This window comes from Variovorax nivicola (assembly GCF_051216475.1).
GTDB lineage: Bacteria > Pseudomonadota > Gammaproteobacteria > Burkholderiales > Burkholderiaceae_C > Variovorax.
This window is the reverse complement of sequence record NZ_JBPJZK010000003.1, coordinates 554,276-576,676: the sequence shown is the minus strand read 5'-3', so window position 1 is coordinate 576,676 and position 22,401 is coordinate 554,276. Positions and strand designations below refer to the sequence as shown.

At 65.3% G+C, this 22,401-nt stretch carries 26 protein-coding genes; 22 read left to right on the top strand and 4 right to left on the bottom strand.

What is annotated here, in order from left to right:
• Positions 1 to 250 precede the first annotated feature (250 nt).
• The 3 genes from ACSFBF_RS15365 to ACSFBF_RS15355 are packed head-to-tail and all read left to right on the top strand — an operon-like array spanning position 251 to position 5,046.
• Positions 251 to 2,173, top strand: a complete 1,923-nt coding sequence (locus ACSFBF_RS15365) for a PrkA family serine protein kinase (RefSeq protein WP_093051862.1) — start codon at positions 251 to 253, stop codon at positions 2,171 to 2,173.
• A gap of 51 nt (positions 2,174 to 2,224) precedes the next feature.
• Positions 2,225 to 3,517 carry a YeaH/YhbH family protein gene (locus ACSFBF_RS15360; RefSeq protein WP_435468352.1) on the top strand — a complete coding sequence of 431 codons (1,293 nt, stop codon included), beginning with the start codon at positions 2,225 to 2,227 and terminating at the stop codon, positions 3,515 to 3,517.
• Positions 3,514 to 5,046, top strand: a complete 1,533-nt coding sequence (locus ACSFBF_RS15355) for a SpoVR family protein (RefSeq protein WP_435468350.1) — start codon at positions 3,514 to 3,516, stop codon at positions 5,044 to 5,046. Before ACSFBF_RS15360 ends, ACSFBF_RS15355 begins: the two co-directional genes overlap by 4 nt.
• A gap of 7 nt (positions 5,047 to 5,053) precedes the next feature.
• Here ACSFBF_RS15355 and aroQ read toward each other — a convergent pair whose 3' ends face one another.
• Positions 5,054 to 5,494 carry a type II 3-dehydroquinate dehydratase gene (gene aroQ, locus ACSFBF_RS15350; RefSeq protein WP_093051415.1) on the bottom strand — a complete coding sequence of 147 codons (441 nt, stop codon included), beginning with the start codon at positions 5,492 to 5,494 and terminating at the stop codon, positions 5,054 to 5,056.
• A 27-nt stretch (positions 5,495 to 5,521) separates the two neighbouring features.
• Positions 5,522 to 6,490 carry a LysR family transcriptional regulator gene (locus ACSFBF_RS15345; RefSeq protein WP_435468348.1) on the bottom strand — a complete coding sequence of 323 codons (969 nt, stop codon included), beginning with the start codon at positions 6,488 to 6,490 and terminating at the stop codon, positions 5,522 to 5,524.
• Between the two features lie 109 nt (positions 6,491 to 6,599).
• Between ACSFBF_RS15345 and ACSFBF_RS15340 the strand changes: the two genes are divergently transcribed.
• The 10 genes from ACSFBF_RS15340 to ACSFBF_RS15295 are packed head-to-tail and all read left to right on the top strand — an operon-like array spanning position 6,600 to position 13,714.
• Complete coding sequence (locus ACSFBF_RS15340) at positions 6,600 to 7,277, top strand: Rieske 2Fe-2S domain-containing protein (protein ID WP_435468346.1); 678 nt, start codon at positions 6,600 to 6,602, stop codon at positions 7,275 to 7,277.
• Between the two features lie 9 nt (positions 7,278 to 7,286).
• The gene (locus ACSFBF_RS15335; RefSeq protein WP_435468344.1) at positions 7,287 to 8,129 is read left to right on the top strand and encodes an aromatic ring-hydroxylating dioxygenase subunit alpha; all 843 of its coding nucleotides are present in this window, start codon (positions 7,287 to 7,289) and stop codon (positions 8,127 to 8,129) included.
• A complete protein-coding gene (locus tag ACSFBF_RS15330; protein ID WP_435468342.1) occupies positions 8,126 to 8,770 on the top strand; it encodes a glutathione S-transferase family protein in 645 nt (214 codons plus the stop codon). Before ACSFBF_RS15335 ends, ACSFBF_RS15330 begins: the two co-directional genes overlap by 4 nt.
• Positions 8,771 to 8,822: 52 nt before the next feature.
• Positions 8,823 to 9,929 (top strand): S-(hydroxymethyl)glutathione dehydrogenase/class III alcohol dehydrogenase, encoded by a 1,107-nt coding sequence (locus tag ACSFBF_RS15325; RefSeq protein ID WP_435468340.1) that lies wholly within the window; start codon positions 8,823 to 8,825, stop codon positions 9,927 to 9,929.
• A gap of 19 nt (positions 9,930 to 9,948) precedes the next feature.
• Positions 9,949 to 10,872: an alpha/beta fold hydrolase gene (locus ACSFBF_RS15320; protein ID WP_435468338.1), complete on the top strand. Its 924-nt coding sequence runs from the start codon at positions 9,949 to 9,951 to the stop codon at positions 10,870 to 10,872.
• Positions 10,869 to 11,747, top strand: coding sequence for an S-formylglutathione hydrolase (fghA, locus tag ACSFBF_RS15315; RefSeq protein WP_435468336.1), 879 nt, complete (start codon positions 10,869 to 10,871; stop codon positions 11,745 to 11,747). Before ACSFBF_RS15320 ends, fghA begins: the two co-directional genes overlap by 4 nt.
• 48 nt (positions 11,748 to 11,795) lie before the next feature.
• Entirely contained in the window at positions 11,796 to 12,290 is a 495-nt protein-coding gene (locus ACSFBF_RS15310; RefSeq protein WP_307614993.1) for a GNAT family N-acetyltransferase, read from the top strand.
• 22 nt (positions 12,291 to 12,312) lie between these two features.
• Positions 12,313 to 12,702: a VOC family protein gene (locus ACSFBF_RS15305; protein WP_435468796.1), complete on the top strand. Its 390-nt coding sequence runs from the start codon at positions 12,313 to 12,315 to the stop codon at positions 12,700 to 12,702.
• Entirely contained in the window at positions 12,699 to 13,109 is a 411-nt protein-coding gene (locus tag ACSFBF_RS15300) for a TfoX/Sxy family protein (protein WP_435468333.1), read from the top strand. The genes ACSFBF_RS15305 and ACSFBF_RS15300 overlap by 4 nt, the downstream gene beginning before the upstream one ends.
• Positions 13,106 to 13,714 (top strand): 3'-5' exonuclease, encoded by a 609-nt coding sequence (locus ACSFBF_RS15295; protein ID WP_435468331.1) that lies wholly within the window; start codon positions 13,106 to 13,108, stop codon positions 13,712 to 13,714. Before ACSFBF_RS15300 ends, ACSFBF_RS15295 begins: the two co-directional genes overlap by 4 nt.
• A gap of 9 nt (positions 13,715 to 13,723) precedes the next feature.
• Here ACSFBF_RS15295 and ACSFBF_RS15290 read toward each other — a convergent pair whose 3' ends face one another.
• Positions 13,724 to 14,452, bottom strand: a complete 729-nt coding sequence (locus tag ACSFBF_RS15290) for an alpha/beta fold hydrolase (RefSeq protein ID WP_435468329.1) — start codon at positions 14,450 to 14,452, stop codon at positions 13,724 to 13,726.
• A gap of 143 nt (positions 14,453 to 14,595) precedes the next feature.
• Between ACSFBF_RS15290 and ACSFBF_RS15285 the strand changes: the two genes are divergently transcribed.
• From ACSFBF_RS15285 to ACSFBF_RS15250, 8 genes are read left to right on the top strand one after another with little or no spacing between them, the layout of a single operon-like run.
• The gene (locus tag ACSFBF_RS15285) at positions 14,596 to 14,931 is read left to right on the top strand and encodes an ArsR/SmtB family transcription factor (protein WP_435468327.1); all 336 of its coding nucleotides are present in this window, start codon (positions 14,596 to 14,598) and stop codon (positions 14,929 to 14,931) included.
• A gap of 11 nt (positions 14,932 to 14,942) precedes the next feature.
• Positions 14,943 to 15,359, top strand: a complete 417-nt coding sequence (locus tag ACSFBF_RS15280; protein WP_435468325.1) for an ArsI/CadI family heavy metal resistance metalloenzyme — start codon at positions 14,943 to 14,945, stop codon at positions 15,357 to 15,359.
• A 10-nt stretch (positions 15,360 to 15,369) separates the two neighbouring features.
• Positions 15,370 to 15,870 (top strand): arsenic resistance N-acetyltransferase ArsN2, encoded by a 501-nt coding sequence (arsN2, locus tag ACSFBF_RS15275; protein WP_435468323.1) that lies wholly within the window; start codon positions 15,370 to 15,372, stop codon positions 15,868 to 15,870.
• Positions 15,863 to 16,372, top strand: coding sequence for an arsenate reductase ArsC (locus tag ACSFBF_RS15270; protein ID WP_435468321.1), 510 nt, complete (start codon positions 15,863 to 15,865; stop codon positions 16,370 to 16,372). Before arsN2 ends, ACSFBF_RS15270 begins: the two co-directional genes overlap by 8 nt.
• Positions 16,369 to 16,857 (top strand): arsenate reductase ArsC, encoded by a 489-nt coding sequence (locus tag ACSFBF_RS15265; protein ID WP_435468319.1) that lies wholly within the window; start codon positions 16,369 to 16,371, stop codon positions 16,855 to 16,857. The genes ACSFBF_RS15270 and ACSFBF_RS15265 overlap by 4 nt, the downstream gene beginning before the upstream one ends.
• A 4-nt stretch (positions 16,858 to 16,861) precedes the next feature.
• Positions 16,862 to 17,920 carry an ACR3 family arsenite efflux transporter gene (arsB, locus tag ACSFBF_RS15260; protein ID WP_435468317.1) on the top strand — a complete coding sequence of 353 codons (1,059 nt, stop codon included), beginning with the start codon at positions 16,862 to 16,864 and terminating at the stop codon, positions 17,918 to 17,920.
• Positions 17,910 to 18,623: an arsenical resistance protein ArsH gene (arsH, locus tag ACSFBF_RS15255; RefSeq protein WP_435468315.1), complete on the top strand. Its 714-nt coding sequence runs from the start codon at positions 17,910 to 17,912 to the stop codon at positions 18,621 to 18,623. Before arsB ends, arsH begins: the two co-directional genes overlap by 11 nt.
• A gap of 16 nt (positions 18,624 to 18,639) precedes the next feature.
• Complete coding sequence (locus ACSFBF_RS15250; RefSeq protein ID WP_435468313.1) at positions 18,640 to 19,833, top strand: MFS transporter; 1,194 nt, start codon at positions 18,640 to 18,642, stop codon at positions 19,831 to 19,833.
• A 14-nt stretch (positions 19,834 to 19,847) separates the two neighbouring features.
• Here ACSFBF_RS15250 and ACSFBF_RS15245 read toward each other — a convergent pair whose 3' ends face one another.
• Complete coding sequence (locus tag ACSFBF_RS15245; protein WP_435468311.1) at positions 19,848 to 20,807, bottom strand: AraC-like ligand-binding domain-containing protein; 960 nt, start codon at positions 20,805 to 20,807, stop codon at positions 19,848 to 19,850.
• Between the two features lie 154 nt (positions 20,808 to 20,961).
• Between ACSFBF_RS15245 and gnd the strand changes: the two genes are divergently transcribed.
• Positions 20,962 to 22,389 (top strand): decarboxylating NADP(+)-dependent phosphogluconate dehydrogenase, encoded by a 1,428-nt coding sequence (gene gnd, locus ACSFBF_RS15240; RefSeq protein ID WP_435468309.1) that lies wholly within the window; start codon positions 20,962 to 20,964, stop codon positions 22,387 to 22,389.
• Positions 22,390 to 22,401 lie beyond the last annotated feature (12 nt).

The window sequence follows — 22,401 nt, the reverse complement described above, 5'->3', positions numbered from 1 at the left end:
AGCCTTTGAATTTAACTGAAATCCGGAAATTTGTTCCTTGTTTTTCGTTGAACTTTACTCGTCCGTGTGGTTCTGAATTAACAAATGATTTGCCGGGTTCAATCTTTGCTTTATGCTGATTGTTAGCAGATTGTTGTAAGGGAGTTTTCCGCGGCATGCAGCCATGGGCAGGCACACCTTTAAATGTTGCGCAAGGCCTTTGCTGCACGCCATCGGGCTAAAAGCCCACTGACTTGATGGAGGCGTGACCATGGATGTGATCAGCAACTTTGCCGCCCGCTACGAGCGCACCCGCGAGGAAGTCATCTCGCTGCAGGACTACCTGGATATCTGCAAGCGTGACCCCACGGCCTACGCCACCGCCTCCGAGCGCATGCTCAAGGCCATCGGCGACCCGGAGCTGGTCGACACGCGCAACGACCCCCGTCTTTCGCGCATCTTCGCCAACAAGGTCATCAAGATCTATCCGGCGTTCAAGGAGTTCTATGGCATGGAAGACGCCATAGAACAGGTGGTGTCCTATTTCCGCCACGCAGCCCAGGGGCTGGAAGAAAAGAAGCAAATCCTTTACCTGCTGGGCCCGGTCGGCGGCGGCAAGAGCTCGATCGCCGAGCGCCTGAAGCAGCTGATGGAGCACGTGCCCTTCTACGCCATCCAGGGCTCGCCGGTGAACGAATCCCCGCTCGGCCTCTTCGACACGCTTGAAGACGGCGAGATCCTTGAAAAAGAATACGGCATCCCGCGCCGTTACCTGAATCGAATTCTCTCGCCCTGGGCCGTCAAGCGGCTCGAGGAGTACGGCGGCGACATCCGCCAGTTCAAGATCGTCAAGCGCTTCCCATCAGTGCTGCGTCAGATCGCCGTTGCCAAGACGGAGCCCGGCGACGAGAACAACCAGGACATTTCCTCGCTGGTCGGCAAGGTCGACATCCGCAAGCTCGAAACCTACGCCCAGGACGATCCGGACGCCTACGCCTACTCCGGCGGCCTGTGCCTGGCCAACCAGGGCCTGCTTGAGTTCGTGGAAATGTTCAAGGCGCCCATCAAGGTGCTGCACCCTCTGCTCACGGCCACGCAGGAAAGCAACTTCAAGGGCACCGAAGGCTTCGGCGCCATCCCGTTCGACGGCATCGTGCTCGCGCACAGCAACGAGAGCGAGTGGAAGGCCTTTCGCAACAACAAGAACAACGAGGCTTTCCTCGACCGGATCTACATCGTCAAGGTGCCCTACTGCCTGCGCGCCTCGGAAGAAATCAAGATCTACGAAAAGCTGGTGCGCAACTCGTCGTTGGCCCAGGCGCCCTGCGCGCCCGGCACCCTGCGCATGATGGCCCAGCTCTCGGTGCTCACCCGCCTGAAGGAGCCCGAGAACTCCAGCACCTTCAGCAAGATGCAGGTGTACGACGGCGAGAACCTCAAGGACACCGACCCCAAGGCCAAGTCGATCCAGGAGTACCGCGACTACGCGGGCGTCGATGAAGGCATGAGCGGTGTTTCCACGCGCTTCGCCTTCAAGATCATCTCGAAGGTCTTCAACTTCGACAGCTCCGAAGTGGCCGCGAACCCGGTGCACCTGATGTACGTGCTCGAACAACAGATCGAGCGCGAGCAGTTCGCGCCCGAGATCGAGCAGAAGTACATCAGCTACATCAAGGAGCTGCTGGCGCCGCGCTATGCCGAGTTCATCGGCAAGGAAATCCAGACCGCCTACCTCGAGAGCTACAGCGAGTACGGCCAGAACATCTTCGACCGCTACGTCACCTACGCCGACTACTGGATCCAGGACCAGGAGTTCCGCGACGTCGACACCGGCGAAGTATTCGACCGCGCCTCGCTCAATGGCGAACTCGAGAAGATCGAGCGGCCCGCCGGCATCGGCAACCCGAAGGACTTCCGCAACGAGATCGTCAACTTCGTGCTGCGCGCGCGGGCCGGCAACGCGGGGCGCAACCCGGCGTGGACCAGCTACGAAAAGCTGCGCGCGGTGATCGAGAAGAAGATGTTCTCCAACACAGAAGAGCTCCTGCCGGTGATCAGCTTCAACACCAAGAGCAGCGCCGACGAACAGAAGAAGCACGAAGACTTCGTGACCCGCATGGTCGAGAAGGGCTACACGGCCAAGCAGGTTCGCCTGCTCTGCGAGTGGTATCTGCGGGTGCGCAAGAGTTCATAAAAAAGACGACCCTTCGTTCGTTCTCTCTTTGCAAGGAGCTTTGACAACATCGTGGCCATCCTGCAGCAGATCATCGACCGCCGGCTATCGGGCAAGAACAAGTCCATTGGCAACCGCGAGCGCTTCCTTCGGCGCTACAAGGGGCAGATCCAGGAAGCGGTGAGGCGCGCCGTCAGCGGCCGCAACATCCGCGAACTGGAGCAAGGCGAAGACGTGACCCTGCCGCGCCACGACGTGTCCGAACCTGTGTTCGGGCATGCACGCGGCGGCGACCGCGAGTACGTGCATCCGGGCAACCAGGAGTACCTGAAGGGCGACCGCATCAAGCGCCCCGAGGGTGGGGGCAGCGGTGGCTCCGGCAGCGGCGAGGCCAGCGACAGCGGCGAAGGCGAAGACGACTTCGTCTTCCGCCTCACGCGCGAAGAGTTCATGCGCGTGTTCTTCGACGACCTCGCGCTGCCGCACCTCATTCGCACGCAGATCGCCGACGTGCCCGAGTGGAAGAGCCACCGCGCCGGCTTCACCAGCGACGGCTCGCCCAACAACCTGCACGTGGTGCGCTCGATGCGCGGCGCACTGGCCCGCCGCATCGCGCTGGGCGGCGAGCCGCGCAAGGAGCTCAAGCGCCTCGAGGCGCACCTCGAGCACCTGAAGCTGCATCCGCAGGCCGCGCAGCCCTTTATCCAGAAGGAAATCCGCGAGACCGAAGAGCGCATTGCCGAGTTGCGCCGCACCATGCGGCACGTGCCCTACATCGACCCCATCGACCTGCGCTACCGCAACCGCGTGAAGACGCCGGTGCCCAGCGCCAAGGCCGTGATGTTCTGCCTGATGGACGTGTCGGGCTCGATGGACGAGGCGCGCAAGGACATGGCCAAGCGCTTCTTCATGTTGCTGTACATGTTCCTCACGCGGCACTACGAGACCATCGATCTTGTGTTTTTGCGCCACCACACGCAGGCGCAGGAAGTGACGGAAGAAGAGTTCTTCCACGCCACCGAAACCGGCGGCACCGTGGTGTCGAGTGCACTGGTGCTGATGGACGAGATCATCAAGGCGCGCTACCCCAGCGGCGAATGGAACGTGTACGGCGCGCAGGCCAGCGACGGCGACAACTGGCACCAGGACAGCGGCCGCTGCCGCGAGCTGCTGGTCGAGAACATCCTGCCGGTGGTGCGCTACTACGCCTACGTGCAGGTGGCCGAGACCGAGCAGAACCTGTGGCAGGAGTACCAGCAACTCGAGGGCGTCGCGCCCAACTTCGCCATGCGCAAGGTGTCCGACGCGCAAGACATCTATCCGGTTTTCCGCGACCTGTTCAAGAAGGAAGGGGTCACGTCATGAGCGCCATCATCGTCCCCCCTCGGCTCGAACGCCTGCCCAGCCCGTCCGACTGGACATTCGACCTCATCGAGACGTATCACACCGAGATCGCCAAGACCGCCAAGGGCTATGGCCTCGACGTGTACGCGAACCAGCTCGAGGTCATCACGGCCGAGCAGATGATGGACGCCTACGCGAGCGTGGGCATGCCCATGATCTATCGCCACTGGTCGTACGGTAAACAGTTCATCGCCACCGAGAAGAACTACCGCCGCGGGCACATGGGGCTGGCCTACGAGATCGTCATCAACTCCGATCCGTGCATCGCCTACCTGATGGAAGAAAACACCATGGCCATGCAGGCCCTGGTGATCGCGCATGCGGCCTACGGCCACAACAGCTTCTTCAAGGGCAACTACCTGTTCCGGATGTGGACCGATGCGTCGTCCATCATCGACTACCTCGTGTACGCGCGGCACTACATCGCCGAGTGCGAGGAGCGCCACGGCCTCGATGCGGTCGAGGAACTGCTCGACTCCTGCCACGCGTTGATGAACTACGGCGTCGACCGTTATCGCCGCCCGCAGAAGCGCTCGCTGGCCCAAGAGAGCGCCCAGCGCACGGAGCGCGAGCGTCACATGCAGCAGCAGGTGAACGACCTCTGGCGCACGCTGCCGCGCAAGAGCGAGCAGGCGGCCGAGTCCGATTCGTCAAAGCGCTTTCCGTCAGAGCCGCAGGAGAACCTGCTCTACTTCATCGAGAAGAACGCCGCGCTGCTCGAGCCTTGGCAGCGCGAGGTGGTGCGTATCGTGCGCAAGATCGCGCAGTACTTCTACCCGCAGCGCCAGACCCAGGTGATGAACGAAGGCTGGGCCACCTTCTGGCACTACACGCTGCTCAACACCATGTACGACCGCGGCCAGCTGGCCGACGGCTTCATGATGGAATGGCTCAGCTCGCACACGGGCGTGATCTTCCAGCCACCGGTGGGGCACCGCGCCTACAGCGGCATCAACCCGTATGCGCTGGGTTTCGCGATGTACACCGATCTGCGGCGCGTCTGCGAGAAGCCGACCGAGGAAGACCGCCGCTGGTTCCCCGACTTCGCGGGCAGCGACTGGCTCAAGACGCTCGACTACGCAATGCGCAACTTCAAGGACGAGAGCTTCATCGGCCAGTTCCTGAGCCCGAAGACGATGCGCGACTTCCGCCTGTTCTCGATCCGCGACTATCAGAGCGAAGCTGAGCTGGAGGTGTCCGCCATCCACGACGACAGCGGCTACCAGGCGCTGCGCGAATCGCTGTCACGCCAGTACGACATCAGCAGCCGCGAGCCCGACATCCAGGTGTGGAGCGTGGCCACGCGCGGTGACCGTTCGCTGACGCTGCGTCACACGCAGCGCAACAACCTGCCGCTGCATGACGGGGCTGAAGAAGTGCTGAAGCACGTCGCGCGGCTCTGGGGCTTCGACGTGCACCTCGAAAGCATCGACAGCGCCGGGCGCATCAGCCGCAGCTGGAAGGCCACGGCGCCGAAGCAGATGTACTAGAAGAGGCTCAGGGCACCAGCGCCGCGATGGCGAGGGTGTAGCCCTTCACCCCCAGCCCCACGATGATTCCCTTCGCCGCGGGCGAGATGTACGAGTGGTGGCGGAATTCTTCACGCGCGTGCACGTTCGAGATGTGCAGCTCGATCAGCGGCACGCTCGCGCCCTTGATGGCGTCGTGCAGCGCAATCGACGTGTGGGTGTAAGCGCCCGGATTCATCACCACGCCGAGCATGTTGCCCGCCGCCACTTCGCGGCCGGCTTCCTGGATCCAGTCGATCAGCACGCCTTCGTGGTTCGACTGGCGGCATTCGATCTCTACGCCCAGCTTCGCGCCCGTGTCCTTGCACAGGCGCTCGACGTCGGCCAGCGTGTCGCGTCCGTACTGTTCGGGCTCGCGCGTGCCGAGCAGGTTGAGGTTGGGGCCGTTGAGGACGAGGATTTTCTTCATGATGGATGAGGGTCTGGCGGACTGCAATTATGGTCTCGCGGCCGTCCTGCGGCGTCGCGCCGTGGACGATCCGACGTAGTAGTTGTACGAATCGATGTCGACCACGCAGCGCGCCATCAGGTCGACGAACGAGCGCAGCTTCTGCCCCATGTAGCGCTGCCGCTGGTAGGCGCAGTAGATGCGCCGCGGCTCGGGCTGCCACTGCGGCAGCACCTGCACCAGCACGCCCTGCTCCACCTCGGGCCGCACGAAGAAGGCCGGCAGCAGCGCGATGCCCAGCCCATCGATGCAGAAGGTCTTCATGACCCAGTGGTCGTTGGTCTCGAAGGCGGGCTCGGGCTGGAAGGCAAAGCTCGATGCACCCGACACCAGCAGCACCTGCGAGCGCACCGAAGGCTCCTTCATCACGATGGACTGGTGCGTGGCCAGTTCCTCCGGCGACGACGGCGTGCCGCGGCGCGCCAGGTACTGCGGGCTCGCATACAGCCCGTAGTTCAGCCGCCCGAGCAGCTTGGCCACGAGGTTCGGCGCATCGGGCGGCTCGGAGCACACGTAGCAGTCGACATCGCCGATCTGCGGCGCGTGAAAGCCGTTCGCCACGTCGAGCTGGCAGCGCACGTCCGGATGCGTCTCCAGGAACAGCTTGACGACATGGCAGACGAAGGAGGTGCTGAACTGCGTGTCCGACAGCAGCGAGAGGCCGCCCGAGACGCCCGTCGTCAGCGCGTGGATCTCGGTGCTGGCCGCTTCGAGCCGGCCCGTCACTTCGTCGAGCAGCCCTTCGCCGCGCGCGAAAAAAGCGCGGCCGGCCTCGGTGAGCGCGATGCGGCGCGGGCTGCGCATCAGCAACTGCGCGCCGAGCAACTTCTCCAGCCGCGTGAGCTGCCGGCTCAAGGTGGCCTTGGACACACCCGAGAGGCTTTCGGCCTTGGTGAGACTGCCGCTCCTGGCGATCAGTACGAAGGCCTCGACCAGAGCGAGATCGATCCGGCTCATGAGGCCCGGCGTTGCAGGAATGAAAAGTAGCGTCTCTTCATGTGGCTTTCATCGGTGCGGCGGAAGCGGTACGGTATCACCGGCGCCCTGTCTTGCGCCCCCACGACTCATGAACACACAGAACACCGCCACCTGGCACCCCGTCGCGCGCTCGGCCGACCTGCGCGCCGGAGCCAACATCGTCGCCGGCTTTGCCGAGGGCCAGGAGCTCGCACTCTGGCGCGCCGCCGACGGCACCGCCCAGGCCTGGGAGAACCGCTGCCCGCACCGCAGCGTGCGCTTCACGCTGGGCCAGGTCGTCGACAACCGCCTGGCCTGCGCGTACCACGGCTGGCAGTACGCGGCGGGCAGCGGGCAGTGCACCAACATTCCGGCGCACCCGGCCATGCAGGCGCCGCGCAACGTCTGCGCGAAGACCTTCGGCACAGCGGAGGCCGCGGGGATGCTGTGGGTTCACCTGTCACCCGAGACGCCGCCCGCGCCCGCCGCACTGGACGGCGCCATTCCCATCGGCTGGCATTTCTGCCGCACACTGACCGTGCGCACACCCGCCGGCACGGTGCGAGAAACGCTGGCACAGCGCGGCCTGACAGCCGATGCGGTCTCGAGCGCTTGGCGCGGCCTGCTCGACAACGTGAACACCGTCGCCCTCGTCCTCGACGCCCAGCCCCGGCTTGCCTTTGTCCACCTGTGGACCGATGCAGCCCCCGACTCGCCCGCCATGAAGACCCTGCACACGGCGGCCCGCGAACTGCGCGCCGACATCGAAGCCCTGCCCCAAGGCTGAAAGCACCCCATGCCCTTCGTCACCGACGACCCGAACATGCTCGACGACTGGCTGGTCGTCGGACCCGCGACGACAACGCCGCGCACAACCCGCCTGCTCGGCGAAACCGTGCAGCTGTGGACCGACGCCGACGGCACGCCCCAATGCCGCCTCGGCGACCAGCCGCTCACCGTGCAATCGCGCTACGGCTACCTCTGGGTCTGCCCCAGCGGCCAACCCGCGCGCGCTCTGTTCGACTTTCCGGAGCACAGCGAGCCCGGCCGCCGCATCATCGACTGCGGCGGCATCGGCGTCGCGGTGTCGGGCCTGCGCGTGATCGAGAACTTTCTCGACATGGCGCACTTTCCCTTCGTGCATGCCGACTACCTCGGCAAGGTGCCGCACACCGAGGTAGCGCAATACCAGGTGCAGGTCGAGCCCGCCACCGGCGAGATCTGGGCCACCGACTGCCGCTTCTGGCAGCCGCGCGCCTCCGCCGCCCATGATTCGGGCAGCGAGGTGCTCTACAAGTACCGAGTGATGCAGCCCTTCTCGGCCATGCTCTACAAGTCGAGCTTCCGCCCCGGCGAGCTCGACGCGATCGGCCTCTTCCTGCAGCCCATCGACGACGAGCACGTGATCGCCCACACGCTGCTCGCCTGCTACGACGACGACTCCACCGATGCCGAGCTCATCGCCTTCCAGCACACCATCTTCGGCCAGGACAAGCCCATCCTGGAGAACCACGCCTTCAAGCGCATGCCGCTCGAAGGCCGCGCCGAGACGCCGACGCGCGGCGACACATCCTCCGTCACCTACCGGCGATGGCTGCGCGAACGCGGCATGCGTTTCGGCGTGAGGGCTGCGGCATGACGATCAGGCTCTACGACTACCCGCTGTCGGGCAACTGCTTCAAGGTGCGACAGATGCTGGCCTGGCTGGACCTCGCGCACGAAACAGTGCCGGTCGATTTCTTTCCCGGCCGCGAACACAAGTCCGCCGCCTTCCTGGCGAACATCAACCCGCTCGGCCAGATCCCGGTGATCGACGATGACGGCTTCGTGCTGCGCGATGCGCAGGCCATCCTGATCTACCTGGCGAGCCGCTACGACGCGCAAGGCCACTGGTACCCCGACGACCCCAAGCTGCGCGGCCAGGTCGCGATGTGGCTCGCCACCGCCGACGAGATCACCCGCACCGCTTCGGCCGCGCGGCTGCACGACGCGCTCGGCTACCACCACCTCGACATCGAAGCCTGCCGCCGCGGCGCGCACACCGTGTTCCGCGTGCTCGACGACCATCTTGCCGAGCAAGCCAGCGCGGGCCTGCACTGGCTCGCATCCGCGCCCGAACCGACCATTGCCGACCTCGCCTGCTTCCCCTACGTCGCACTCGCCGGCGAAGGCGGCATTTCGCTCGATGAATTTCCCGCACTGCGAAACTGGGTCTGGGACTTTCGCCACTTGCCCGGCTTTGTGGGAATGTCGGGAATCTTTCCTGCCGGCCCTGTTTGAACGTCGTCTGGGTATCCTTACCGCTTCGCCTTTCTGAAGAATCACACTCGCCATGAAAACCAAAGCTGCCGTCGCCTGGAAATCCGGAGCCCCGCTCACCATCGAAACCGTGGACCTCGAAGGCCCGAAATTCGGCGAAGTGCTGGTCGAGATCAAGGCCACCGGCATCTGCCACACCGACTACTACACGCTCTCGGGCGCCGACCCCGAAGGCATCTTCCCCGCGATCCTCGGCCATGAAGGCGCGGGCATCGTGGTCGATGTCGGCCCCGGCGTCACCACGCTCAAGAAGGGCGACCACGTCATTCCGCTGTACACGCCCGAATGCCGTCAGTGCAAGTTCTGCCTCTCGCGCAAGACCAACCTGTGCCAGCTGATCCGCGGCACGCAGGGCAAGGGCCAGATGCCCGACGGCACCAGCCGCTTCAGCCTCGACGGCAAGCCGATCGCCCACTACATGGGCACCAGCACTTTCAGCAACTACACAGTCGCCCCTGAAATCTCCCTCGCCAAGATCCGCGAGGACGCCCCCTTCGACAAGGTCTGCTACATCGGCTGCGGCGTGACTACCGGCATCGGTGCTGTGATCTTCACGGCCAAGGTGGAAGCCGGCGCCAACGTGGTGGTGTTCGGCCTCGGCGGCATCGGCCTGAACGTGATCCAGGGCGCGAAGATGGTGGGCGCCGACAAGATCATCGGCGTGGACCTGAACCCCGAGCGCGAAGCCATGGCCCGCAAGTTCGGCATGACACATTTCATCAACCCGAAGGACACCGAAAACGTCGTCGACGCCATCGTGCAGCTGACCGACGGCGGCGCCGACTACAGCTTCGAGTGCATCGGCAACACCAAGGTGATGCGCCAGGCGCTGGAATGCACGCACAAGGGCTGGGGCCGCAGCATCATCATCGGCGTGGCCGAGGCGGGCGCCGAGATCAGCACGCGGCCGTTCCAGCTGGTCACGGGCCGCAAGTGGGAAGGCTCGGCCTTCGGCGGTGCGCGCGGGCGCACCGACGTGCCGAAGATCGTCGACTGGTACATGGAAGGCAAGATCAACATCGACGACCTGATCACGCACACCATGCCGCTGGAGGACATCAACAAGGGCTTCGATTTGATGAAGCGCGGCGAGTCGATCCGCGGCGTGGTTCTCTACTAAACCCCGGGAGGCGCTCGCCATGAATCGCATGGAACCCCTGCGCAAGATCGAAGCGGGCGTCCTCGAAGTCGCCTACTACGAGGCAGGCCCTGTCGACGGCCCGCCCGTGCTGCTGATGCACGGCTTTCCATACGACATCCACACCTACGCCGAAGTCGCGCCGATGCTGGCCGACCAGGGCTGCCGCGTGATCGTGCCGTACCTGCGCGGCTACGGCGCCACGCGCTTCCTGAGCGACGCCACACCGCGCTCGGGCGAACAGGCCGCGTTGGGCGCCGACCTGCTCGCGCTGCTCGACGCGCTGAAGATCGAGCGCGCAGTGCTTGCCGGCTACGACTGGGGCGGCCGTGCCGCCTGCGTGGTCGCGGCGCTGTGGCCCGAACGCTGCGCGGGGCTGGTGTCCCTCAACAGCTACAACATCCAGAACATCGCGAAAGCGATGGAGCCGGACACGCCTGCCAACGAGTACAGCCTCTGGTACCAGTACTACTTCCACAGCGAGCGCGGCCGCGCCGGCCTCGAGAAAAACCGCAAGGCGCTCACGAAGCTGCTGTGGAAGCTCTGGTCGCCAACCTGGAAGTTCGACGGCGCCACCTTCGAGCGCAGCGCCGCCGCCTTCGACCACCCCGACTTCGTGGACGTGGTGATCCAGTCGTACCGCCACCGCTTCGGCCTCGTGCCGGGCGACCCGGCCTATGCAGACATCGAACGCCGCCTCGCGGCCCAGCCCGCGATCACCGTGCCCGCCATCACTTTCGACGGCATCGACGACGGCGTACGCCCGCCGGCCGACGCATCGGCCCACGCACACCGTTTCAGCGGCCCGCGTTCGCACCGGCTCGTGCCCGGCGCGGGCCACAACATGCCGCAGGAAGCGCCGCGCACCTTTGCAGACGCCGTGCTCGAACTCGTGCCCGCCCTGCGCGGCAAGAACCCGCAATGACCGACAACACCCCAAAGACGCTTTCCGAGCATCACGCCTTCGGCGGCGTGCAGCGCTTTCTCGAGCACCGCTCGCATGAAATCGGCCTGCCGATGCGCTTCTCGGTCTACCTGCCGCCGCAGGTCGCGCACGAGCGGGTGCCCGCCCTGCTCTACCTCGCGGGCCTGACCTGCAACGAAGAAACCTTCGCGGTGAAGGCCGGTGCGCAGCGCATGGCCGCGAGCCTGGGCCTCGCGCTCATCTCGCCCGACACCAGCCCGCGCGGCCGCGAGGTGGAAAGCATTCCGGGTGCGAAGGACGACTGGGATTTCGGCATCGGCGCCGGCTTCTACCTCGACGCGCTCGCCGAGCCATGGGCCACGCACTGGCGCATGGAAAGCTGGGTCGTGCACGAGCTGCTGCCGCTGGTCGCCAAGCACTTCGCCATCGACGGCGAGCGCATCGGCATCTTCGGCCACTCGATGGGCGGCCACGGCGCGCTCACGCTGGCGCTGCGGCATCCGGGGCGCTTCAAGTCGCTCTCGGCCTTCGCGCCGATCTGCGCGCCCACGCAGTGCCCGTGGGGCGAGAAGGCGCTCGGTGGCTACCTGGGCCAGCCCGGCGCTGACCGCGCGCAGTGGCTCGCGCACGACGCCAGCGCGCTCATGAAGTCGCAGGTGGTAGCGCCCTACCCGCAGGGCATCCTCATCGACCAGGGCCTGGCCGACAAATTCCTCGCCGAGCAGTTGCACCCCGAGGCCTTCGAGGCCGCCTGCTTCGCCGCCGGGCAGCCGCTCACTCTGCGCCGCCATGCGGGCTACGACCACGGCTATTACTTCATCCAGAGCTTCATGGCCGACCACATCGCGCACCACGCGCAAACCCTGCGTTCTTAGGGCCGCGCCTCATCGACCACAGCGGCCCCGCGCCGTATCATGGTTCGCATGTCCGCCGCCCAAATTCCCGCCTTCCACCTGCGGTTGCGCGAAGGCAGCGCCGAAGAGAACATGGTGCTGGCCGGCATCTGGCGCCGCGCGTGGATCGCGGCCAACCGGGGCGTTCCCCATTTCGAGCCGATCGGCTACTGGCTGCACCGCGTGCAGACCGAGTTCGGCCCGCCCGCCGAAGTGGTGCTGGCGGAGCGCGACGGGCAGGTGCTGGCGTTCATGGTGCTGCTGGAGCGGCGCGAGTACGTGGCACAGCTCTTCGTCGAGCCCCATCTGCGCAACCAGGGCCTGGGCAAGGCGTTGCTCGACGAAGCCTGCGTGCGCATTCCCACAGGCTGGTGGCTGCACGTGGCGGCCACCAACACGTCGGCGCAGCGCTTCTACGAACGCTATGGCCTTGAGCGCGGTGCGGTCGACCGGCACCCATCGAGCGGCCGCGAACGCATCGCCTACCATTGGTCGCCCTCGCGCCCGCCGTGGCGCATCGGCTGAACCCATCCTTCTTTTCGTGCCCATGCGCATCGACCACATCGCACTCTGGACCACCGATCTCGAACGCTGCAAGCGCTTCTATGTCGACTACTTCGGCGCTACCGCTGGCGCAGGCTACGTCAACCCAGCCAAGGGCTTCGCCTCGTGCTTCCTGAGCCTGGGCGATGGCGCACGCATAGAGGCCATGACCACGAGCACGCTCTCGCCCGTGACGGCCGAAGCCGGCGCGCAGCGCATGGGCTGGACGCACCTGGCGATCAGCGTGGGCTCCGACACCGCGGTCGACGAACTCACGCAACGCCTGAAGGCCGATGGCTACCCGCTGCTCGACGGCCCGCGCCGCACCGGCGATGGCTACTATGAGAGCGTGGTGCTCGATCCGGATGGCAACCGCATCGAGATCACCGCATGAGCGAATTCGTCGAAAGCCTGCACGAAACCTTCGAACGCCTGGGCCGCATCGAAACGCGCCGCATGTTCGGCGGCCACGGCATCTGGCATGAAGGCCGCATGATCGCGCTGGTCGCCAGGGACACGCTCTACCTCAAGGCCGATGCCGAAAGCGCCGCGCATTTCGACAGGCTGAACCTGCCGCCCTTCACCTACGTGCGCCAGGGCAAGTCAATGCCGATGTCGTACCGGCAAGCCCCGGCGGATCTCTTCGAAGACCGCGAGGAAGCCGCCCTGTGGGGCCGCCTTGCCTACGAAGCAGCGCTGCGCTCGGGCCAGCCACCGAAGCCGAAGAAAACACCCGCAAAGAAAGCCGCAGTGAAGAAAACCGCAGTGAAGAAAAAGACAGCGAAAGCAGCCTCCCGGTGAGCGAGAACCCAAAGCTCCCGCCCCTACCCGAGCGCGAACAGATCGCGCTGCTCGAACCCTTCGAAGGCCTCGGCCTGAAAGACATCGTGGTCGTGCAGACGCTGCAAGACGCAGAACACGCCGCCGTCACGCTGCTCGCCGCGGGCATCGCCGGCTTCGATACCGAATCGAAACCCACCTTCGCGAAGAACGAGGTGTCGGGTGGCCCGCACGTCGTGCAGTTCTCGACACGCGACACCGCGTGGCTGTTCCAGTTGCATCGCACCGAGTGCAACCCGGTGGTGGCCGCGCTGATCGCCTCCACCGAGCTGCGCAAGGTCGGCTTCGGCCTGTCGGGCGACCTCACGCTGATCCGCAACCGGCTCAACATCGAGCCGAAGGCGGTGTTCGACATCGATAACGAATTCCGCCATCGCGGCTACCGCAAGTCGGTCGGCGTGAAGGCGGCGGTGGCGCTGGTGTTCAACCGCCGCTTCATCAAGTCGCGCAAGGCGACCACCTCGAACTGGGCCAACAAGCAGCTCACCGAGGCTCAGATCCGCTACGCCGCGAACGACGCTTATGCGTCGATCCGCGTGTACGACGCGCTCTTCAGCGGCAACTGATCGGTAAAGTCAGTCCCGCCCCGCCTCCAGAATGGCCTGCGCAAGCCTCTGGGGGTTCGAGAAGAACATCTCGTGGCTGCCGGGGCACTCCACCAGCCGGAACAGGCCCAGCCGCTCCGACAGGCGCGGATGCCATGGCATGCCGTGCGGCAGCGCGGTGTCCTGCAGGCAGTTGACATACGACTTACCCAGCGCCAGCGCGGCCAGCGGCTGCTGCAGCCTGATCTTGTCGGTGAAGGTGCGGTACGGGTGCGGGTTGAGCTTGTCGTAGGCAGCCGTCGCGGTCGGCAGGTCTGCGTCGTTGATGAAGGCTTCGCGCCAGATCTCGAAGGGCAGCGTCACGGCATTGCCGTTGTCGGCCGCGACGGCGTCGAACATCGTCACGTAGTGCGGCGGCACCATGTCGTTGAGCGATTCGCCGTCGAGCGGCACGAAGGCGTTGATGTACACCAGCCGCTTCAGGCGCGGCGCGATGCGATCCGCCACGCCCGAAATCACCATGCCGCCGTAGCTGTGGCCCACGAGGCGGACCTGCGTGAGGTCTTTCTCCTCGATGTAGCGCACGGCGGAAGCGATGGCGTCTTCCAGGCCAATGCTGGAGCGGTCGTCGCCGGGGTTGTTGCCAGCGAGCGTCGGGCAATACACGGTGTGCCCCGCGGCGCGCAGGCCGTCGGCCACGGCTTCGATTTCTGCGCCGGTGTGCCAGGCGCCGTGGACGAGAACATAGGTGTCGGACATGGTGGGTGTGTCTCCTTTTGTTTGTGACGGAGCACGACTGTAAGGAACATCGGTGACTTGCGCATGGCCGATGTGTGCCAGCGCGATGGCCGGTTCGTGCCAGACGGGTTGCCTCAATTCAATTATTCAACGATACTTGAATCATGGAAGAAAATGACGTTGTCCGATCCCTTGCCGCACTGGCGCAACCCGTTCGCCTGCGGGTGTTTCGTGCGCTGGTGGTGGCAGGCCCTGCCGGCCTCACGCCCGGCGCGCTGACCGAAGCGCTCGAGGTGCCGGCCACAGGCCTGTCGTTCCATCTCAAGGAGCTCATGCATTCGGGGCTGGTCTCGCAGGAGCGGCAGGGTCGCAATCTCATCTACCGCGCGGCGTTCGACCAGATGAATGGCCTGCTCGCCTACCTCACCGAGAACTGCTGCCAAGGCGAGGCTTGCCTGCCTGCCAGCGCCACCGCCACCGCCACCGCCTGTGAATGCTGAAGGAGAACCCCATGAAGCGCTTCCACGTCCATCTGCACGTCGATGACCTCGCCAAGAGCATCGACTTCTATTCCAACCTGTTTGCGTCGCCGCCGGCGCGTGTAGAGGCCGACTATGCGAAATGGATGCTCGAAGATCCGCGCGTCAATTTCGCAATCTCCACGGTCGGACAGGGCAAAGGCATCGACCATCTCGGCATCCAGGCCGAGGATGAAATGGAACTCGCCGAACTGAAGGCTCGCGGCCAGGCGGCCGACCGGACCCTGCTCGACGAAGGCGAGACCGTGTGTTGCTACGCACGCAGCGAGAAGCACTGGGTCACCGATCCGCAGGGGATCGCGTGGGAGCATTTCCAGACCTTGGATGGCGCCGTGCCGGTCTACGGTCAGCCCAAGTCCGTCGCCAAGGCCGAGTCCGCCTGCTGCTGAGGGCTGCGCCATGCCCCAAGCACCATCCGAATCGCTGGTCAGATCGCTGTTCGTTCGCGCAGAGGCCGCGTCTCTGCCGCCCGTGCGGTCTCTTCTTCGGGATGTCGGCCTGCCCGAATCTGACCTTCGGGAAGAGCACATGGAGGCCTTCTTCGTGAGTCGTGCCGGCGACGAAGGCATTCTTGCCTGTGTCGGTCTGGAGCGATTCGGCGACACCGCCTTGCTCCGCTCCCTCGCCGTTCGCGCCGATGCACGCGGCAATGGTCTGGGCGACCAGGCCCTGCAGACCATGGAAACCTTCGCCGCGTCGAAAGGCGTGAATCGCCTCTGCATCCTCACCACCACGGCCGAGCCATTCTTCGAGGCCCGAGGCTTCGAGCGCTGCGACCGCATGGCGCTGCCGGCATCTGTTCAGGCGAGCACCGAATTCAAGAGCCTGTGCCCGGCCTCGGCCGTCTGCATGTTCAAAGAGATCACCCCGACTTCCACCGAGAAACATCGTCATGGCTGACAAGACCTACAACGTCCTCTTCATCTGCACAGGCAACTCTGCGCGCTCCATCCTGGCCGAGGGCCTGCTCAACTACCTGGGCAAAGGGCGATTCAAGGCCTACTCCGCTGGCAGCCACCCTGCTGGCAAGGTCAACGCCTACGCGTTGCTCACTCTGGACAAGATGCACCTTCCCGCCACCGGCTATCGCAGCAAGAACTGGGACGAGTTTGCGAAGCCGGACGCGCCGGAGATGGACTTCGTTCTCACCGTCTGCGACAAGGCCGCGGGCGAGGTGTGCCCGGTGTGGCCCGGCCAGCCGATGACCGCGCACTGGGGCGTGGCCGACCCTGCAGCATTCGCGGGGCCGGAAGAGGCCACCGAGCGTCAGTTCATGGACACGGCCCTCACGCTGAAGCGCCGGATCGAGCTGATGCTGGCGCTGCCTCTGGCCCGGCTCGACTCGATGGCCATCCAGCGCGAGATCCGCGACATCGGCAAGGTTCAGAAGGCTCCCCAATGACACTCAACGTACTCATCCTCTGCACCCACAACTCGGCTCGCAGCGTGCTGGCCGAGGGCATGCTCAACCACTGGGCCCAGAAGCTCGGCAAGGACGTGAAGGCGTTCAGCGCCGGCAGCGCGCCCAGCGGAAGAATCAATCCGTTCGCCATCGATGTGCTGCAGGCGGCCGGCGTGAACACCGAGGGCTTTCGCAGCAAGAGCTGGGACGAGTTCGCCACGCCGGTCATGCATGTGGTCATCACCGTCTGCGACAGCGCGGCACAGGAGGCATGCCCTTACTGGCCAGGCACGCGCGTCAAGGTGCATTGGGGATATCCGGACCCGTCGAATACCGAGGGCGGCGATGTCGCCAAGCGCCAGGCCTTCGAGCTGACGCGCCAGGCGATCTCCTATCGCATGCTGCAACTGCTCGCACTGGACAACCCGCAAGCAATGAGCGACGCCGAGCTGCAAGAGCGGCTGAAGCGCATCTCCACGAACTGACACCATGAGCGCAGTCATCGAAAGCCCGCGCGCCAGTGCGGCTCCCATGAGCGTGTTCGAGCGCTACCTGACGGTGTGGGTGTTCCTCTGCATCGTCGTCGGCATCGCATTGGGGCAGTTGTTCCCGGCCGTGTTCCAGGCCGTTGGCCGCCTCGAGGTCGCCAAGGTCAACATCCCCGTGGGCGTGCTGATCTGGGTGATGATCATCCCGATGCTGCTGCGAGTCGATTTCGCAGCCCTTGCGCAGGTGAAAAACCACTGGCGCGGTATCGGCGTGACGCTGTTCATCAACTGGGCGGTGAAGCCGTTCTCGATGGCCTTCCTGGCGTGGCTCTTCGTGCGCCAGGTCTTTGCGGGCCACTTGCCAGCCGACCAGCTCGACAGCTACGTCGCAGGCTTGATCCTGCTGGCCGCCGCTCCCTGCACGGCGATGGTGTTCGTCTGGAGCCGCCTGACTGGCGGCGACCCTGTCTTCACGCTGTCGCAGGTCGCCTTGAACGACGCCATCATGGTGTTCGCCTTCGCTCCCATCGTCGGGTTGCTGCTGGGCCTCTCGGCCATCACAGTGCCTTGGGACACGCTCATCACCTCGGTGGGGCTCTACATCGTCTTGCCGGTGATCTTCGCGCAGGTGCTGCGCAAACGACTGCTGAAGAACGGGCCTGCGGCTTTCGAGCGAGCGATGCATCGCATCGGGCCGTGGTCGATTGCGGCGCTGCTGCTGACGCTCGTGCTCCTGTTCGCTTTTCAGGGCGAGGCCATCATCAAGCAGCCGTTGGTGATCGCGATGCTTGCGGTGCCGATCCTGATTCAGGTGGTGCTGAACTCCGGCTTGGCCTATTGGCTCAACCGCAAGCTCGGCGAGAAGCACAACATTGCATGCCCCTCCGCGCTGATCGGCGCATCCAACTTCTTCGAGCTGGCGGTGGCTGCCGCCATCAGCCTGTTCGGTTTCCACTCGGGCGCGGCGCTGGCCACCGTGGTTGGCGTGCTGATCGAGGTGCCGATCATGCTGGCGGTGGTGAAGGTCGTGAACTCGTCGCGAGGTTGGTATGAGTCGTGAGCTGCCGAACATCGATCCGGCCTTGCTCGTAAAAGCCGATCCGGATCTGTTGATGCCGGCGCAGCGCTCTACGCACGCGCCCCGCATCCTGCTGCTGTATGGCTCGGTCCGCGAGCGCTCCTACAGCCGCTTGTTGACCGAAGAAGCAGCGCGGCTCCTGCGCGCGCTCGGCGCCGAGACGCGGACCTTCGATCCTCGGGGCCTGCCGCTGCCAGACTCGGAGCCCGACGACCATCCCAAGGTGGCGGAGTTGCGCGGGCTCGCCCAGTGGGCAGAGGGCATGGTTTGGACCTCGCCCGAGCGTCACGGCGCCATGACCGGGATCATGAAAGCCCAGATCGACTGGATTCCGCTGGCCATGGGCTCCATTCGGCCCACGCAGGGCAAGACGCTCGCGGTCATGGAGGTCTCGGGCGGCTCGCAGTCCTTCAATGCCGTGAACCAGCTGCGCGTGCTCGGCCGCTGGATGCGCATGATCACCATCCCCAACCAGTCGTCGGTGGCCAAGGCCTTCCTCGAGTTCGAGGAGAACGGACGCATGAAGCCCTCACCGTATTACGAGCGAGTGGTCGACGTGATGGAAGAGTTGGTGAAGTTCACGCTGCTCACGCGCGACTGCGCGGGCTACCTGGTCGACCGCTACAGCGAACGACGCGAGAGTGCGGAGGCCCTCTCGAAGCGGGTCAACCTGCGCAGCATCTGAGCGAGGCGAACCCAGGGTGCAAAGCAAGACCACGACGACAGTGATGCTGGGTGTGGCTCAGACCCTGGCGTGGGCCTCGTCGTATTACCTCCCCGCAGTGCTGGCCGGTGCCATCGGCAAGGACATCGGCATTTCCACGTCCACGGTCTTCGGTGCTTTCTCGGTGGCGCTGCTCGTTGCCGCCGGCATTGGACCCTACGCCGGCCGGCTCATCGACCGCTTGGGCGGACGCCCGGTGCTCATCGCCAGCAACGTGGTGTTTGCCGCAGGGTTGGCAGCGCTGAGCCAGGCCACGCATCCCGCCCATGCATTCGCCGCTTGGGCGTTGATGGGCCTGGCCATGGGCAGCGGACTCTACGAGGCCGCGTTCGCCACCGTGGTACGCCTGCATGGCCAGGATGCGCGACGAGCCATCACCGGCATCACGCTGTTCGCAGGCTTTGCGAGCACCGTGGGGTGGCCGCTGTCCGCATACCTGGAAAGCACCGTGGGCTGGCGCGGGGCGTGCCTTGCCTGGGCGGCCATGCACCTGCTGATCGGCCTTCCACTCAATGTGCTGCTGCCACGCGCTGCCCGGACCGATCAGGCTTCGAAGGAGGCAACTGTCGCCAACAAGGACGTTGGCGCTGGTCTTGCGCCAGCGCAGCAGCGCCGCGCCGCCTTCCTGATGGCCTACGTCTTTGCCGTCACCTGGTTCATCAGCACGGCAATGGCCGCGCATCTGCCGGAACTGTTGCTCGCCAGTGGTGCCACGCTGGGCGCGGCAGTTGGCATCGCCGCCTTGGTCGGCCCAGCTCAGGTGGTGGGACGGGTGATCGAGTTCACTTTTCTCAAGCGTGCGCATCCGCTTTTGTCGGCCCGGCTGGCCACGCTGGCTCACCCGCTGGGCGCTCTCTGCCTCGGCCTGCTCGGTACTTCGGCCGCCGGTGCTTTCGCAGTGCTGCACGGCTTGGGAAATGGCATCCTGACCATCGCCATCGGGACGCTTCCACTGCTGATCTTTGGTGCCGAGGGCTACGGGCAGCGCCAGGGATTCCTGATGGTGCCGGCGCGCATCGTGCAGGCCGGGGCACCGTTTTTGTTCGGCATCGCGGTGGAGCGATGGGGTGACGGGGCACTGTGGTTCTCCGCTGCCCTTGGCCTGTCCGCCTGCATTGCATTGATGGTCATGACCGCTGGCGCGCCGCGGCTGAACGCAGCAATGCAATGAAGGCCCGCACCGGCTCAGCGGAGCAAGCGGCGCAGCTCACCCGGCGTGGCGCCCAGGTGCCTGCGGCACTGGCGCACGAAGTGCGAGGCGTCAGTCAGCCCCACGCGAAAGCCGATCTCCGCGATGCCCAGGCGGTCGAAGCGCGCATCGGCCAGCATGCGCCGCGCCGCCTGCATGCGAAAGCCCGCCAACGCGGTGGCGAAGGTGGTGCCGCCTTCGCCCAGGCAGCGGTGCAGGCTGCGCTCCGATATGCCCAGCCCGCGCGCCACGCCCGCGGCTGTGAGGCCCGGCTCCGCATGGCGTTCGCGCGTGGCGTCGAGCACGCGGCGGCGCAGCGCGGCGCGCCCTTCGCTCCCAGACTCTGAAGGGCCGTGCCCCGTGGCCAGCGCCAGCAGGCCACCGAGCTGGTCACTCAGCAACGCCACCGGCAGCGGGGGCTTCGCGGCCACCTGCGGTGTCAGCTGGCGCACGAAGCTGCACAGCACGCCGCCCCACCCCGCCTGCCCGTCGATGCGCCGCGCCACCTGGTCGCCGGCATCGGGAATCCATGCATCGACCCAGGCGGTCGGCAGTTCAAGCGAAATGGTGTCGGCCGATTGCAGCAGGTGAAATTCGTAGCGCCGGCGCGAATCGACCAGCACCGCATCGCCGGGCAGCAGCCGCGCGGAGCGGTCTTCCTGCACGGCCACCCAGGCCGAATCGGTCTTGCACAGCAGGTAGAAGTAGTTGTTGCGGCTGTGGGCAATGGCGCGGCGCGTGCGGTACACGTCCTGCGCGCTGCCGCGCACCTGGTTGACGACGATGGGGCCGAGCGGCGCGGATTCGAGCGTGGCACCGAAGCTGCCCGCCACCGGGCTGGTCACGTCCATCTCCAGGAAGCCCTCGCAGACCGCGCCCACCCAGTAGTCCAGCCGCTGCGCGGGCGGCACGGCGTCGGTAGACCAGCGGTGAATGGTGTCGATGGCATCGCTCATGCGCGCCAAACATACCCATGCCGTGCCCGCTTGCCAAGCGGGTATAGACCTCCTCCGACGCCGCCCCTCGGCAGGCACCGGCAAAATGACCCGCGAACCAACCCGTGCGCGGGGCATTCCGGCGCACGCACATGAAAGAAGGGCAAGACGGGTCATGAGCAGCAACAAGCAAAGCGATTTCGGACTGATCGGCCTGGCCGTGATGGGCCAGAACCTCGTGCTGAATGTGGAAAGCCGCGGCTTCCAGGTCAGCGTGTACAACCGCACCGAGGCCACCACCGAAGCCTTCGTTGCCGCCAACCCCGGCAAGAAGCTGGTCGGCGCAAAGACGCTGGAAGAGTTCGTGCAGAGCCTGGCGAAGCCTCGCAAGATCCAGATCATGGTGAAGGCAGGCGCGCCGGTCGACCAGGTGATCGAGCAGCTCATTCCACTGCTGGACAAGGACGACATCGTCATCGACGGCGGCAACAGCCTCTACACCGACACCGAGCGCCGCGACGCCTACCTGAGCAGCAAAGGCCTGCGCTTCATCGGCGCAGGCGTGTCGGGTGGCGAAGAAGGCGCGCGCAAGGGGCCGTCGATCATGCCGGGCGGGCCGCTTTCCACCTGGGAGGTGATGAAGCCGATCTTCGAGAGCATCGCGGCCAAGGTGGACGGCGAACCCTGCGTCATTCACATCGGCCCCGGCGGCGCGGGCCACTACGTGAAGATGGTGCACAACGGCATCGAATACGGCGACATGCAGCTGATCTGCGAGGCCTACAGCCTGTTCAAGGCGGCCGGCTTCAGCACCGACGAGATGGCCGCCATCTTCAACGAATGGAACGACGGCGAGCTGCAGAGCTACCTGATCCAGATCACCGCCAAGGCGCTCGAACAGAAGGACCCGGAAACGGGCAAGCCCATCGTCGACGTCATTCTCGACAAGGCCGGCCAGAAGGGCACGGGCCAGTGGACGCTGATCAACGCGGCCGAGAACGCAGTGGTCATCAGCACCATCAACGCGGCCGTGGAAGCGCGTGTGCTCTCGTCGCAGAAGAAGCAGCGCGTGGCGGCCAGCAAGCTGCTGCAGGGGCCGAAGATCGAGCTGTCGGTCGAGAAGAAGGCGCTGGTGGCCAAGGTGCATGACGCGCTCTATGCATCGAAGGTCATCAGCTACACGCAGGGCTTCGACCTCATCAAGACCATGGGCGACAAAAAGGGCTGGGGTCTCGACCTGGGCGGCATTGCATCGATCTGGCGCGGCGGCTGCATCATCCGCGCACGCTTCCTGAACCGCATCACCGACGCCTTCCGCACCGACCCTGCACTGGGCAACCTGATGCTCGACCCGTTCTTCAAGGACCTGCTGAACCGCACGCAGCAGAACTGGCGCGAAGTGGTGGCGCTGGCGGTGAGCAACGGCATTCCGGTGCCGGCCTTCAGCGCCTCGCTGGCCTACTACGACAGCTACCGCACCGAGCGCCTGCCGGCGAACCTGCTGCAGGCGCAGCGCGATTTCTTCGGCGCGCATACGTATGAGCGCACCGACAAGCCCGAAGGCCAGTTCTTCCACACAGACTGGCCCGAAGTGATCGGCTGAGTCGACTGAGTG

What these genes read in the sequence shown, in the direction of transcription:
- ACSFBF_RS15365 (WP_093051862.1), top strand. Translation starts at nt 251, where the DNA reads ATGGATGTGATCAGCAACTTTGCCGCCCGCTACGAGCGCACCCGCGAG.
- ACSFBF_RS15355 (WP_435468350.1), top strand. Translation starts at nt 3,514, where the DNA reads ATGAGCGCCATCATCGTCCCCCCTCGGCTCGAACGCCTGCCCAGCCCG.
- aroQ (WP_093051415.1), bottom strand. Translation starts at nt 5,494, where the DNA reads ATGAAGAAAATCCTCGTCCTCAACGGCCCCAACCTCAACCTGCTCGGC.
- ACSFBF_RS15345 (WP_435468348.1), bottom strand. Translation starts at nt 6,490, where the DNA reads ATGAGCCGGATCGATCTCGCTCTGGTCGAGGCCTTCGTACTGATCGCC.
- ACSFBF_RS15340 (WP_435468346.1), top strand. Translation starts at nt 6,600, where the DNA reads ATGAACACACAGAACACCGCCACCTGGCACCCCGTCGCGCGCTCGGCC.
- ACSFBF_RS15335 (WP_435468344.1), top strand. Translation starts at nt 7,287, where the DNA reads ATGCCCTTCGTCACCGACGACCCGAACATGCTCGACGACTGGCTGGTC.
- ACSFBF_RS15330 (WP_435468342.1), top strand. Translation starts at nt 8,126, where the DNA reads ATGACGATCAGGCTCTACGACTACCCGCTGTCGGGCAACTGCTTCAAG.
- ACSFBF_RS15325 (WP_435468340.1), top strand. Translation starts at nt 8,823, where the DNA reads ATGAAAACCAAAGCTGCCGTCGCCTGGAAATCCGGAGCCCCGCTCACC.
- ACSFBF_RS15320 (WP_435468338.1), top strand. Translation starts at nt 9,949, where the DNA reads ATGAATCGCATGGAACCCCTGCGCAAGATCGAAGCGGGCGTCCTCGAA.
- fghA (WP_435468336.1), top strand. Translation starts at nt 10,869, where the DNA reads ATGACCGACAACACCCCAAAGACGCTTTCCGAGCATCACGCCTTCGGC.
- ACSFBF_RS15310 (WP_307614993.1), top strand. Translation starts at nt 11,796, where the DNA reads ATGTCCGCCGCCCAAATTCCCGCCTTCCACCTGCGGTTGCGCGAAGGC.
- ACSFBF_RS15305 (WP_435468796.1), top strand. Translation starts at nt 12,313, where the DNA reads ATGCGCATCGACCACATCGCACTCTGGACCACCGATCTCGAACGCTGC.
- ACSFBF_RS15300 (WP_435468333.1), top strand. Translation starts at nt 12,699, where the DNA reads ATGAGCGAATTCGTCGAAAGCCTGCACGAAACCTTCGAACGCCTGGGC.
- ACSFBF_RS15290 (WP_435468329.1), bottom strand. Translation starts at nt 14,452, where the DNA reads ATGTCCGACACCTATGTTCTCGTCCACGGCGCCTGGCACACCGGCGCA.
- ACSFBF_RS15285 (WP_435468327.1), top strand. Translation starts at nt 14,596, where the DNA reads ATGGAAGAAAATGACGTTGTCCGATCCCTTGCCGCACTGGCGCAACCC.
- ACSFBF_RS15280 (WP_435468325.1), top strand. Translation starts at nt 14,943, where the DNA reads ATGAAGCGCTTCCACGTCCATCTGCACGTCGATGACCTCGCCAAGAGC.
- arsN2 (WP_435468323.1), top strand. Translation starts at nt 15,370, where the DNA reads ATGCCCCAAGCACCATCCGAATCGCTGGTCAGATCGCTGTTCGTTCGC.
- ACSFBF_RS15270 (WP_435468321.1), top strand. Translation starts at nt 15,863, where the DNA reads ATGGCTGACAAGACCTACAACGTCCTCTTCATCTGCACAGGCAACTCT.
- ACSFBF_RS15265 (WP_435468319.1), top strand. Translation starts at nt 16,369, where the DNA reads ATGACACTCAACGTACTCATCCTCTGCACCCACAACTCGGCTCGCAGC.
- arsB (WP_435468317.1), top strand. Translation starts at nt 16,862, where the DNA reads ATGAGCGCAGTCATCGAAAGCCCGCGCGCCAGTGCGGCTCCCATGAGC.
- arsH (WP_435468315.1), top strand. Translation starts at nt 17,910, where the DNA reads ATGAGTCGTGAGCTGCCGAACATCGATCCGGCCTTGCTCGTAAAAGCC.
- ACSFBF_RS15245 (WP_435468311.1), bottom strand. Translation starts at nt 20,807, where the DNA reads ATGAGCGATGCCATCGACACCATTCACCGCTGGTCTACCGACGCCGTG.
- gnd (WP_435468309.1), top strand. Translation starts at nt 20,962, where the DNA reads ATGAGCAGCAACAAGCAAAGCGATTTCGGACTGATCGGCCTGGCCGTG.